The organism is Pseudomonas sp. MYb193 (assembly GCF_002966775.1).
In the GTDB taxonomy this organism is placed as follows: Bacteria; Pseudomonadota; Gammaproteobacteria; order Pseudomonadales; family Pseudomonadaceae; genus Aquipseudomonas; species Aquipseudomonas paracarnis.
Genome location: NZ_CP023269.1, coordinates 3146341 through 3158699 on the forward strand (window position 1 = coordinate 3146341; position 12359 = coordinate 3158699).

The following is a 12359-nucleotide window of genomic DNA, read 5'->3' on the forward strand; positions in this document are numbered from 1 at the left end:
CGTTTTGCAATGAAGTTTATGTTGCCAAGTTGAAGTGCCCGCCACAACTGACCGAACGGCTAGGTCAGTAGGCGTTAAACAAGTGAGCAGCCCCGTGCAATGCCATCTATCATCGGCAGAGCCCACTCTCTTTTTCACGATTGACTGCTCCCATGCCCCTGACCGTCAAAGGCCCAAGAAGCCGAGCCGCACGCTATTTCATCAGCACCCTGTGCGGGCTGCTGCCCATTCTGTTGGGGGTGGTAATTCTTTACTGGCAAGCCGAACGCACGCTCGAGCAAAGCACAGCGCAAACCGCTCAAGAAGCGGTGCGCCAGTTCGACCTGATGCTGGACAATACCGCCATCGCTGCCCAGGCTTTGCTGCCGCTGGCCGGTAAACCTTGTGACAGCGTCGCCAAGTTGGCGCTACGTGAACAAGTCACGCGCCGGCCGTTTGTGCGGGCCACGACGCTGTCCTGGCAGAAAAACATCTATTGCAGCTCGTTGTTTGGCGGTCGCTACCAATCGCCCGTCAACCCGGACGACTATGTGGATGGGCGCCTGTGGTTGATGAATGGCAACCCCGTTACACCCGATACCGCGCTATTGGTGTATCGCCTGGTGGAAGGCGATCAAGGCGCGTTTGCCTCGGTTGACGGTTACCACCTCACCAACGCCTTGCGCCTGATCAGCCGTTACGCGAACTTGGTATTGCACGTCGGCCCGAACTGGCTGGGTGCCGACGGCAAGGTGCATCAAGGCGCGCTGCCGGTATTTGCCGTGGCGCCACAACGCCTGGCTTCCGAGCGCTATCAATACAGTGTCGAGGCAGGGATGCCCGAGGGTGAAGTCTGGCGCTACATGCAGGCGCGGTATCCAGCGCTGTTCAGCCTGGTGGTGTTCTTCGGGATATTGGCGGGGCTGCTCGCTCACTGGCTGCAAAAGCGCTCGTCCGCGCCGACCCACGAGTTACAACGCGCCCTGGGAGCCAATGAGTTCATCCCGTATTTCCAACCGGTGGTACGGGGTGACACACGCCAATGGGCCGGCTGTGAGGTCCTGATGCGCTGGAAGCATCCCAAAGAAGGCCTGGTGCGCCCGGACTTGTTTATTCCCCTGGCCGAAGACTCTGGCCTGATCGTGCCGATGACCCGTGCCCTGTTGCGCCAGACCGCCGCGCAATTGGCGCCTCATGCTGCACGTTTCAGCCCTGGCTTTCATATCGGCGTGAACATCACCGCGCGCCATTGCCAGGACATGGCACTGGTGCAGGACTGCCGGGAATTCCTCGCCGCGTTCCCACCCGGCCAGGTCACCCTGGTGCTGGAGTTGACCGAGCGGGAACTGATCGAACCCACCGAGACCACCCGCCGCCTGTTCGAGGCGCTGCATCAAATGGGGGTCATGATCGCCATTGATGACTTCGGCACCGGCCACTCCAGCTTGGGCTATTTGCGCAATTTCAATGTCGACTACTTGAAGATCGATCAAAGCTTTGTCGCCATGATCGGTGCGGATGCGTTGTCGCGGCATATTCTAGACAGCATCATAGAGTTGTCGGTCAAGCTGGATCTAGGCATTGTTGCCGAAGGCGTAGAAACAGCCCAACAGTGTGAATACCTCGTTGCCCAGGGCGTGGATTTCCTACAGGGTTACCTGTTTGGTCGACCATTACCCTGCGATGAATTCATTAAATCGTTGGGTATCGTTGAATAGCCGTGTACGACCTACCATGAAAGATTGGTCTTTCTTTAAAAGACATGATTTACTCGAGATGAATTAACTACTACAATTTTTTCTGCCTGTGCAGAACTCGCAGAAGGGTCTTTTTCGTTGACGTGGCTTAACGTTCTTGGCTTATAGCTTTGTCTGCAGTTGATATCAGCAACTACATTATTGGAGTATAGATTTTGTCCAGACTCGCCGAATTTCGCGCAGCAGAAAAAGCCCTTCAAGAGCAGCTTGCCCAGCTGGAATCCTTGAAGAACGACGCTGGCCTGAAGAAAGAAATCGAATTCGAAGAAAAGCTCAAGACGCTGATGGGCAAATACGACAAAAGCCTGCGCGATGTGATCGCCATCCTCGATCCAGCGCCACGCAAAGGCGGCGCACCGGCCGCCGCGGCGCCAAAACAGCGCCGCGCACGGGTGGTCAAGGTTTACCACAACCCGCACACCGGCGAGCTGATCGAGACCAAAGGTGGCAACCACCGCGGCCTCAAAGCCTGGAAAGAGCAGTACGGCGCCGCCACTGTAGACTCCTGGCTTCGCGGCTGAAAAAACAGCCCCGCATACGCGGGGCTTTTTTTGCTCTAACGGTTCGGAATCGAACTTGACTCAGCGTTCATGTTGTTCACATTCGCTCAGCCTGAACCTGTCAAAGTTTCAGACTGTTACGCACCAGACTGACTTCCGCCTTGCTCGCCTCGTACGCTTGCGCCTGGCCCGCGTATGAAAAAACATAGGCTTTGTCGACATCCAGCGCACCGACTAATGTTTGCGACAATACGTGTCGACCGTTCTCGGTAATCACACAGGTAGTTTCCAATGCATCAAGACGACTCAATGTCGTGGGGTGCATTTTGCTGCACACGCTTTGATAACCGCCGCGGGCAAAGTCTTTCTGGATCGACTTGCGCATCTCCAGCAACACGCCGGGAAGATTAACTTTATGGCCGGCCTCAATCGGCGTTCCGGTCAACTCCATCACCATCAACGTGGCGCCATTTTCATCATTCTTGATCGCTCGCTGCCGGGACACTGCTTGGGGTTTGGCAGGGAGCTCGCCGTCAGGCACGACTTCCTCGACCTGCCAACCGCTGGGCCAATGGATTTCCGGCTCGGCGGCCAGCACAAACGGGCTGCCCAACAACACGCACACAGCACTCAATAGTGGCCTACGAAACTCGATCATTGCAAAAACACCCAAGGTTCCAGCCGCAAAGTGTGCGGCCCGGCATGCGCTGACCGCAAGGGTTAGGCGCGCTTTTTCATTTGGCGCAGCCGGTGCGGCTTGCGTATCATGGCCCGCCTGCATGGACGCAGGCCGCAAGCCAATGGACCGCTCATCTCACATTTTTTCTGGAGGGCCCATGAGCCTGCACGAATTGAACACCTTCCCGGGCGTCACTGCCCAACCCGACAACGCCACGGCGAACTTTGTGTTCAACCACACCATGTTGCGGGTCAAGGACATCACCAAGTCGCTGGACTTCTACACGCGCATCCTGGGTTTCTCCCTGGTCGAGAAACGTGACTTCCCGGAAGCCGAATTCAGCCTGTACTTCCTGGCTCTGGTGGACAAGGCCCAGATCCCGGCCGACGCGGCCGAGCGCACCCAGTGGATGAAGTCGATTCCGGGCATCCTCGAACTGACCCACAACCACGGCACCGAAAACGATGCCGACTTTGCCTACCACAACGGCAACACCGACCCGCGTGGTTTTGGCCATATCTGCATCTCGGTGCCGGACATTGTCGCGGCGTGCGAACGTTTCGAAGCCTTGGGCTGTGATTTCCAGAAGCGCCTGACGGATGGCCGCATGAAGAGCCTCGCGTTCATCAAAGACCCGGATGCTTATTGGGTTGAAATCATCCAGCCAGCACCGATGTAATAAGCACTGCGTGACGCGGAGCGTCACCGGATGCATTCCCACGCCGAGCGTGGGAACGAGAAAAACCCCATGATCGCTCATGGGGTTTTTTATTTGCAGCCCAGGATTACGCCGGAGCAGAGGTACGGATCAAGTGATCGAACGCGCTCAACGAAGCCTTGGCACCCTCGCCTACTGCAATCACGATCTGCTTGTACGGCACGGTGGTTACGTCACCGGCGGCGAACACGCCAGGCAGTGAAGTCTCGCCACGGGCATCGACAATGATCTCGCCACGCGGCGACAGCTCTACGCTGCCTTTGAGCCAGTCGGTGTTGGGCAGCAAGCCAATCTGCACAAAGATGCCTTCCAGGTCGATGGTCTTGAACTCACCAGTGTCGCGGTCCTTGTAGGCAAGGCCGGTGACTTTCTGACCATCGCCTTTGACCTCACTGGTCAGCGCGCTGGTGATCACATCCACGTTCGGCAGGCTGTAGACCTTGCGTTGCAATACTGCATCGGCGCGCAGCTTGCTGTCGAATTCAAGCAAGGTGACATGGCTGACGATACCGGCCAGGTCAATGGCCGCTTCCACGCCGGAGTTACCGCCGCCGATCACCGCCACACGCTTGCCCTTGAACAGCGGGCCATCGCAATGCGGGCAGAAGCAAACGCCCTTGGCCTTGTATTCCTGCTCACCGGGCACACCCATCTCTCTCCAGCGGGCGCCTGTGGCCAGGATCACGGTCTTGGACTTGAGGGTCGCACCGCTTTCGAAGCGAATTTCGTGCAGCTCACCGGCATTTTTTGCCGGAATCAAGCTACTGGCGCGTTGCAGGTTCATGATGTCCACGTCGTACTGACGCACATGGGCTTCCAGTGCGCTGGCCAGTTTCGGCCCTTCGGTTTCCTGTACCGAGATAAAGTTCTCGATGGACATGGTGTCCAGCACCTGGCCACCAAAGCGTTCAGCCGCCACACCGGTCCGAATACCTTTACGTGCCGCATAGATGGCAGCCGAAGACCCGGCCGGGCCACCGCCAACTACCAGGACGTCGAAGGCATCCTTGGCGCTGATTTTCTCCGCGGCTTTCTCGATACCGCTGGTGTCGAGCTTGGCGAGGATTTCTTCAAGGCCCATACGGCCCTGGCCAAAGTTGACCCCGTTCAAGTAGACACTCGGGACCGCCATGATCTGGCGCTCATCGACTTCAGCCTGGAACAGCGCGCCATCAATCGCAACGTGGCGGATGTTCGGGTTCAGCACGGCCATCAGGTTCAGCGCCTGGACCACGTCCGGGCAGTTCTGGCACGACAGCGAGAAGTAAGTCTCGAAGCTGAACTCGCCTTTGAGGGCGCGGATCTGTTCAATCACCTCGACACTGGCCTTCGACGGGTGGCCACCGACTTGCAGCAGGGCCAGCACCAGCGAAGTGAATTCATGGCCCATGGGGATGCCGGCGAAACGCAGGCTGATCTCGGCACCCGGGCGGTTGATGGAGAACGATGGCTTGCGCCCATCATTGCCATCGGTGTTCAGAGTAATCAGCGTGGAGAGACTGGTTACGTCCTGCAAAAGAGCAAGCATTTCCTGGGATTTCGCACCGTCGTCGAGGGAGGCGACGATCTCGATCGGCTGGGTGACCCGTTCCAGGTATGACTTCAACTGAGCTTTAAGATTGGCGTCCAACATACGGGCGATTTCCTGTTCATTCGGTTTATTGCAGACAAAAAAACGCCCGAGCGAATCTCGCCCGGGCGTTTTGAGGGCGGATGCAGCTTACTTAAGTGCGGATACCCGCCCTTGATACGCGTTCACAGACTTAGATCTTGCCGACCAGGTCCAGAGACGGCGCCAGAGTGGCCTCGCCTTCTTTCCACTTGGCTGGGCACACTTCACCCGGGTGGGCGGCAACGTACTGAGCAGCCTTGATCTTGCGCAGCAACTCGGAAGCGTCACGGCCTACACCACCGTCGTTCAGTTCAACGATCTTGATCTGACCTTCTGGGTTGATCACGAAGGTGCCGCGGTCTGCCAGGCCAGCTTCTTCGATCAGTACGTCGAAGTTGCGGGAGATGGTCAGGGTTGGGTCGCCGATCATGGTGTACTGGATTTTGCCGATGGCTGGCGAAGTGTTGTGCCAGGCAGCGTGGGCGAAGTGGGTGTCGGTGGAAACGCTGTAGATTTCGACGCCCAGCTTCTGGAATTCGGCGTAGTTGTCAGCCAGGTCTTCCAGTTCGGTTGGGCAGACGAAGGTGAAATCGGCTGGGTAGAAGAAGACAACCGACCACTTGCCTTTCAGGTCAGCGTCGGTCACATCGACGAAGCTGCCGTTTTTGAAAGCGGTGGCTTTAAACGGTTTTACTTGGCTGTTGATGATAGGCATCGTTGACTCTCCGTCAGGGGTTAAGAAGTTGATGAGGTGAATCCTACCGGCTCTCTCGGTCGATGGCTCATTGGCAAACCTGATGCTGACGATTGGGTTTCTCTATCAGGTGACGCTATTAATAGAAAAAATCTCAAATCAGCGGTTGGGTTGCCAGGGTCATGCCTAGAAACGGCGTCGCTTCAACATAGCGCATCGCAGATTTCATGTCGTTCCAGCCGACGTAACTCATCAGCGACTTCAAATCCCAACCACTTCGATGCGCCCAAGTGGCGAAACCCCGACGCAGGGAGTGGCTGGTGTATTGATCGGCGGGGATGCCTGCGCGCTCAAGGGCCTGGCGCAACAACGGGATCACACTGTTGGGGTGCAAGCCCTCCTCACCCAGGTTGCCCCAGCGGTCAATGCCGCGAAACACCGGGCCGCGCACCAACGCCGAGGCGCTGAGCCACTCGCTATAAGCCTGCACCGGGCACAGCCGCAGCAACGCTGGGGTCTGGTAGGTTTTGCCGAGGTTGTCACGGTCACTTTTGCTGCGTGGCAAGTACAGGCTGATGCCTGCGCCTGGCACGGCCTGCACGTGCTCAATGCTTAATCGGCACAGCTCATCACTGCGAAAGCCGCGCCAGAAGCCCAGCAGAATCAGCGCAGCGTCGCGCTTGGCCCGCAGCAAGCGCGGCTGGTCGTGATGCTCGCTGGCCTGTTTGGCTTCAATGTCCAGGGCAGCGATTACTTGCTCCAACTGCGTGAGCTGCAAAGGCTCGGCCTGCCGCTCACGCGCCGGGTGCACAGCGCGGATGCCCTTGAGCACCTTGCGTACCACCGGCGCCTTCGTCGGGTCGGCAAACCCTTGGCTGGTATGCCATTGCGCCAAGGCCGAGAGCCGCAGTTTCAAGGTGTTGACTGCCAATACCCCGGCATGCGCCACGAGGTAGCGCGCCACACTCTCGCTGGTGGCCGGCAGAAACCCTCCCCAACTGACTTCGAAATGCTCGATGGCTGCGCGGTAGCTGCGGCGCGTGTTGTCGCGGGTGGCGGCGTTGAGATATCGATCCAGGTCGCTCATAGGCGTCTTTTCGTACTGCTGAAGGGTGTATGGCTGATCAAAATGCTTATGACACGGGATAATACGCCAATATCCCATCTGTTAAATCATGAATTTAAACAAGTTTTTAATCGTGATATAGTATGTAAATACATACCACGTACCACAGTACTAAATCGACGGAGACCCCATGGCTCGCGGCGGCATAAACAAAGCAGTAGTGCAAACGGCACGCCTGGCGATCCTCGCCCGCGGCGAAAACCCCAGCATCGATGCGGTGCGTATCGAAATGGGCAATACCGGCTCGAAAACCACCATTCATCGCTATTTGAAAGAGCTGGACGAAAGCGAGACGCGCCAGACCATCACCCAAGCGCCAATTGATGATGAGCTGGGCGAGCTAGTCGCCCGCCTGTCCCAGCGCCTGAAAGAGAAGGCTCAAGAGCCGATCGACCTGGCCCTGGCGCAATTCGAGCAACAAAAAGCCGCCCTGCTCGCCCAGGTAGAAACCCTGGAAGAAGCGCACACCCAGCTCAAACAGCAATTTGATATCCAGGCCGCTGCCCTCGCTGAAGAAAGCGCGGCGCTGCAAACCGCCAGCACCAGCCTGCAGACCGAGCAAACCCGTAACGCCGGGTTGAGCCAGGCGTGCAGCGACTACGAGCTAAGGCTCAACGACAAAGACGAGCAAATTCGCTCACTGGAAGAAAAACACCTGCACGCCCGCGATGCGCTTGAGCATTACCGCACTGCCATCAAGGAGCAGCGCGAGCAGGAACAGCGTCGCCATGAGGGCCAGTTGCAACAGGTACAGGCCGAATTGCGTCAGGCGCAGCAAAGCGCACTGGTGCGCCAGGACGAAATCACCCAACTGCATCGCGACAACGAGCGCCTGCTGAGTGAGCAGCGAGTGACAACCAAGGAATTGAAAGCGCTGCAGGAGCAAGCTCGCCAGGACCAGGCGCTACAGCTGAAACTCAAGGAGCAGCTCAGCCAGATCGACAGCGAACGCACCCTGCTCCAGGAACGCCTGCGGGTTGCCGTGCTGGACAGCCAATCGCGCCAAGCGTCACTGCTGGAGTATCAGCAGCACAACAAGGCGCTTGAGCTGGACCTGATCAAGGCCCAGGCAAGCATCGAAGCCCTGCGCCTGGCGACCGTCGTTGCAACGGCACCAGAGGCGGCAGAGCCAACCTGATCAGTCCGCTACAGGCGTGCGCATGGTGACGAATTCTTCCGCCGCCGTAGGATGCACGCCGATAGTTTCATCGAAATGCTGCTTGGTCGCGCCCGCCTTGAGCGCGATCGCCAGCCCTTGCACGATCTCACCCGCATCCGGGCCGACCATGTGGCAACCCAGTACTTTGTCGGTGTCGGCGTCGACCACCAGCTTCATCAAGGTCTTTTCCTGGCAATCGGTCAGGGTCAGCTTCATCGGCCGGAACCGGCTTTCAAAGATCTGCACGTTGTGGCCATTTTTGCGTGCATCTTCTTCTGTCAGGCCGACTGTGCCGATATTCGGCAGGCTGAATACCGCCGTCGCGATATTGGCGTAATCCACCGGGCGGTATTGCTCGGGCTTGAACAACCGCCGCGCCACGGCCATGCCTTCAGCCAGGGCCACCGGCGTCAGCTGCACACGACCAATCACATCGCCAATCGCCAGGATCGACGGCTCGGCGGTCTGGTAGAGATCATCCACCGCGATGAAACCGCGCTCATCCAGTTTGACCCCGGTATTTTCCAGGCCCAGGTTATCCAGCATCGGACGGCGGCCAGTGGCGTAGAACACGCAATCGGCTTCCAGCACGCGGCCATCCTTCAAAGTGGCCTTGAGGCTGCCGTCGGCCTGTTTGTCGATGCGCTCGATGTCGGCATTGAACTGCAAGTCCAGGCCGCGCTTGGTCAGCTCTTCTTGCAGGTGTTTGCGCACCGAACCGTCAAAGCCGCGCAAGAACAAGTCACCGCGATACAGCAATGAAGTGTGTGCGCCCAAGCCGTGGAAGATGCCCGCGAACTCAACGGCGATATAACCACCACCCACTACCAGCACGCGCTTGGGCAGCTCTTTAAGGAAGAATGCCTCATTGGAGCCAATGGCGTGCTCGCGCCCTGGAATCTCAGGGATCTGCGGCCAGCCGCCGGTGGCGATCAGGATGTGCCTGGCAGTGAAGCGCTCACCATTGATCTCCACCTGATGGGCATCGACCAGGCGTGCATGTCCTTCATGCAGGGTCACGCCGCTGTTGACCAACAGGTTGCGATAGATACCGTTGAGGCGGTTGATCTCACGATCCTTGTTGGCGATCAAGGTCGCCCAATCAAAGTTCGCCTCGCCCAGGGACCAGCCAAAGCCGCTGGCCTGCTCAAAATCTTCGGCAAAATGCGCGCCGTACACCAACAGTTTCTTTGGCACGCAGCCGACGTTCACACAGGTGCCGCCCAGGTAGCGGCTCTCGGCCACAGCCACCTTGGCGCCAAAGCCCGCGGCAAAGCGCGCCGCGCGAACACCACCGGAACCGGCGCCAATTACATACAGGTCAAAATCGTAGGCCATTTCACTCTCCTCGGCAGTACACCAGCATACCGACTTACATGGGGCTGAAAAACGAAAAAGCCACCCGAAGGTGGCTTTCGCTTAAAACGTGCCGGCAAGCGTGGATCAGTAAGCCTTGCCCGTCTTGTAGAAATGCTCGTAGCAGAAGTTGGTCGCTTCGATGTAGCCCTCAGCGCCGCCGCAGTCGAAACGCTGGCCCTTGAACTTGTAGGCAATCACGCAGCCGTCTTTGGCTTGTTTGAGCAGAGCGTCGGTGATCTGGATCTCGCCACCCTTGCCTGGCTCGGTTTCTTCGATCAGCTTGAAGATGTCCGGCGTGAGGATGTAACGACCGATGATCGCCAGGTTCGATGGCGCGTCTTCCGGCGCTGGCTTCTCGACCATGTCGCGTACGCGGATCAGGCCATCGCCAATATCGTCGCCGGCGATAACACCGTACTTATTGGTTTCGGTTGGGTTGACTTCCATCACCGCAACGATGGTGCAACGGTATTTCTGGTAGAGCTTGACCATCTGGGTCAGCACACCGTCGCCTTCCAGGTTGACGCACAAGTCATCCGCCAGGACCACGGCGAAGGGTTCATCACCGATCAGCGGGCGGCCGGTAAGGATGGCGTGGCCCAGGCCTTTCATTTGAGTCTGACGGGTGTAGGAGAACGAGCACTCGTCGAGCAGTTTACGGATACCGACCAGGTATTTTTCCTTGTCGGTGCCCTTGATCTGGTTTTCCAGCTCATAGCTGATGTCGAAGTGGTCTTCCAGCGCGCGCTTACCACGACCCGTGACGATGGAGATCTCGTTCAAACCGGCATCCAGAGCCTCTTCCACACCGTACTGAATCAGTGGCTTGTTCACCACTGGCAGCATTTCCTTGGGCATGGCTTTGGTCGCTGGCAAGAAGCGAGTGCCGTAACCGGCTGCTGGGAACAAGCATTTCTTGATCATATGAGTCCTTACAAAGGGCTGTGCGTACGGAATTCGGCGCAGTCTAATCAGGCCGCAGTCACCTTACAATGGGGTCCTGCTGGCGTTGCGATGTCATCATAGAGAAAAAATGTCGGCGTAAGTTCCGCTGATCCTGCAATGGGTGTCACCAACGGTTGGTCAGAACTCGCATCGACCCCTTGTTTGCAAGGGCTGCAATGGTTTTAGCACGCTTTTGCACCCCTGGCACTGACCCGCAACAACTTGCGCCCTGCCCCGGCATTTGGCGCTATCATGGGCGCCTTGAACCAAGACCACGAGATTGCCAACAGATGTCAGAACCAAAAGGTGTAAACGGCTACCTGATCACTAAGCGAGCAGAGGGCTGGCACTTGATCAATTTTCACGGTGACAGCGTTGCCGGCGTATTCGACTCCGAAAGCATGGCGATCGCCGTCGCCGAAGTGTTTGTGGATGAGGCAGGCCATGCATCGAGCAAGCGGCCGAAAACCAAGTAAGCCTCTTTGCACTGCTTTGAAAGCCCCGTTAAACGGGGCTTTTTTGTTTGTCTGTACCTAGATGGCAGTTCGCTATAATCTTCAACAACGCCACGACAGTGTCAGCGCGCCCTTCCAATACCCTCGATGACGACCCCCTCTATGAAAAAAATCCTGGCACTGACCGCGGTACTGGCACTCGCCGGCTGCACCACCGCCTCCGACACCCTGCTGAAAAATGGCGAGCAAGGCCTGACCATCGACTGCTCGGGCGAGGCCAATTCATGGGCCAGTTGCTACGAGAAGGCGGACGCCTCCTGCGCGGGCACCGGTTACCGCATCGTCGGCACCAATGGCACGCCGGCACTCAAGGAAAGCGACAAGACCCTGGGCCAGGACGTGGGCAACTTCAAAGGCCGCAGCGTGGTGGTGGTCTGCAAGTAACGTTGCTACAGGTGCACTTCAGCGAACTTGATCCCCAGGCCCCGCAGGATTTCGATCAGGTCATCCAGGCGAGCAAATGATTCGACCTCATCCTGCTCGTCCACCAAGAAGTAGCTGCGCCCGCCGCTCTTCTTGAAAAATACGATCCACTCGCCCAGATCGGCGGGGTTCTGGATGACATGGGTGGCCGAGATCTGCCCTTCGGCATGGCGGGCTTTGACGTGTTCTCGTTTCATAACGGGCTTTCCAGAAAAACAAATGCCGCTCAAACCCCGGGTTTGAGCGGCATCTTTATAGTGAATGCCCGACAGTTTAACGGATGCATGCCGTCCCTGCAGGGTAAGGGCTTTTTTTTATCGGGTGTGAGGGATGAGTCTGGAGTTCAACCGGAAATGCATTCTTCCCCAGCCTTCTTCACGTCGCCTGGGCGGATCGGCACATTGGACATGCTTTCATAAAGCTTGATGCTGCTACCGCTGGAGCGGTCTTCGATTTCAAAGATCGCCGACGGGTCTGCCGAGAACTTCTGCGGCACGATCACCTGAATGCCGTCTTTATGGGGCTCGATCTGCGGCGGCCGACGGGTCGCCTCCAATTTGCGTACCACACACGCCGCATATTCCTGCGGTTTCTTCCCTGAGATGACCACCAATGTTGGCGGGGTCTGCTTGATATCTGCAACCGAAGCACACCCACCTATTGCCAAGGCCAGCACCAACACACTCCACTTCATACAAAAACCTCCGATAAAGACCCTACGACAGCGGGGATGGTAATTTTCTCCCACCAACGTAGGATTTATCTGTGATAACTCGGTAAATAACTGTTTTAAATTGTCGAAGTCGTCGACGACGGCCCGATAATAAACGCGCTGGGGCTGATAAACTCCATCTTAACCTACGTATCGTTCTGATTTTTCAGAAAAAGCCCTT

General features: G+C 57.5%; 14 protein-coding genes. 6 read left to right on the plus strand and 8 right to left on the minus strand.

Annotated elements, in window-relative coordinates; translation table 11 throughout:
- Positions 1–152: 152 nt before the first annotated feature.
- Both CLM72_RS14285 and CLM72_RS14290 read left to right on the plus strand, forming a co-directional pair.
- A complete protein-coding gene (locus CLM72_RS14285) occupies positions 153–1697 on the plus strand; it encodes an EAL domain-containing protein (protein WP_105226894.1) in 1545 nt (514 codons plus the stop codon).
- Positions 1698–1891: 194 nt separating this feature from the next.
- Entirely contained in the window at positions 1892–2257 is a 366-nt protein-coding gene (locus CLM72_RS14290; protein ID WP_014718508.1) for a histone-like nucleoid-structuring protein, MvaT/MvaU family, read from the plus strand.
- A 100-nt stretch (positions 2258–2357) separates the two neighbouring features.
- On the opposite strand, the gene CLM72_RS14295 is transcribed toward CLM72_RS14290, so the two are convergent.
- Positions 2358–2894: a DUF4946 domain-containing protein gene (locus CLM72_RS14295; RefSeq protein WP_105226895.1), complete on the minus strand. Its 537-nt coding sequence runs from the start codon at positions 2892–2894 to the stop codon at positions 2358–2360.
- 178 nt (positions 2895–3072) lie between these two features.
- On the opposite strand from CLM72_RS14295, the gene gloA reads away from it, so the two are divergent.
- Complete coding sequence (gene gloA / locus CLM72_RS14300) at positions 3073–3594, plus strand: lactoylglutathione lyase (RefSeq protein WP_003191301.1); 522 nt, start codon at positions 3073–3075, stop codon at positions 3592–3594.
- 106 nt (positions 3595–3700) lie between these two features.
- Here the strand turns inward: gloA and ahpF are convergent, their stop codons facing one another.
- The 3 genes from ahpF to CLM72_RS14315 all read right to left on the minus strand — a co-directional run bounded on the left by ahpF (position 3701) and on the right by CLM72_RS14315 (position 7026).
- Complete coding sequence (gene ahpF / locus CLM72_RS14305) at positions 3701–5266, minus strand: alkyl hydroperoxide reductase subunit F (RefSeq protein ID WP_105226896.1); 1566 nt, start codon at positions 5264–5266, stop codon at positions 3701–3703.
- A 130-nt stretch (positions 5267–5396) separates the two neighbouring features.
- Positions 5397–5960: an alkyl hydroperoxide reductase subunit C gene (gene ahpC, locus CLM72_RS14310; RefSeq protein WP_003191303.1), complete on the minus strand. Its 564-nt coding sequence runs from the start codon at positions 5958–5960 to the stop codon at positions 5397–5399.
- Positions 5961–6093: 133 nt separating this feature from the next.
- Entirely contained in the window at positions 6094–7026 is a 933-nt protein-coding gene (locus tag CLM72_RS14315; protein WP_105226897.1) for a site-specific integrase, read from the minus strand.
- Positions 7027–7195: 169 nt separating this feature from the next.
- On the opposite strand from CLM72_RS14315, the gene CLM72_RS14320 reads away from it, so the two are divergent.
- The gene (locus tag CLM72_RS14320) at positions 7196–8203 is read left to right on the plus strand and encodes a DNA-binding protein (protein WP_105226898.1); all 1008 of its coding nucleotides are present in this window, start codon (positions 7196–7198) and stop codon (positions 8201–8203) included.
- Here CLM72_RS14320 and gorA read toward each other — a convergent pair whose 3' ends face one another.
- The gene (gene gorA / locus CLM72_RS14325) at positions 8204–9562 is read right to left on the minus strand and encodes a glutathione-disulfide reductase (RefSeq protein ID WP_105226899.1); all 1359 of its coding nucleotides are present in this window, start codon (positions 9560–9562) and stop codon (positions 8204–8206) included. It lies immediately after the preceding gene.
- A 105-nt stretch (positions 9563–9667) separates the two neighbouring features.
- Positions 9668–10507 (minus strand): UTP--glucose-1-phosphate uridylyltransferase GalU, encoded by an 840-nt coding sequence (galU, locus tag CLM72_RS14330; RefSeq protein WP_003173830.1) that lies wholly within the window; start codon positions 10505–10507, stop codon positions 9668–9670.
- 311 nt (positions 10508–10818) lie between these two features.
- On the opposite strand from galU, the gene CLM72_RS14335 reads away from it, so the two are divergent.
- Positions 10819–11004 carry a hypothetical protein gene (locus tag CLM72_RS14335; protein ID WP_105226900.1) on the plus strand — a complete coding sequence of 62 codons (186 nt, stop codon included), beginning with the start codon at positions 10819–10821 and terminating at the stop codon, positions 11002–11004.
- Positions 11005–11145: 141 nt separating this feature from the next.
- Positions 11146–11427, plus strand: coding sequence for a hypothetical protein (locus CLM72_RS14340; RefSeq protein ID WP_003191312.1), 282 nt, complete (start codon positions 11146–11148; stop codon positions 11425–11427).
- 5 nt (positions 11428–11432) lie between these two features.
- On the opposite strand, the gene CLM72_RS14345 is transcribed toward CLM72_RS14340, so the two are convergent.
- Together CLM72_RS14345 and CLM72_RS14350 are read right to left on the minus strand one after the other, a co-directional pair.
- Complete coding sequence (locus tag CLM72_RS14345) at positions 11433–11663, minus strand: hypothetical protein (protein ID WP_034127497.1); 231 nt, start codon at positions 11661–11663, stop codon at positions 11433–11435.
- A gap of 146 nt (positions 11664–11809) precedes the next feature.
- The gene (locus tag CLM72_RS14350) at positions 11810–12160 is read right to left on the minus strand and encodes a hypothetical protein (protein WP_003191317.1); all 351 of its coding nucleotides are present in this window, start codon (positions 12158–12160) and stop codon (positions 11810–11812) included.
- Positions 12161–12359: the final 199 nt, after the last annotated feature.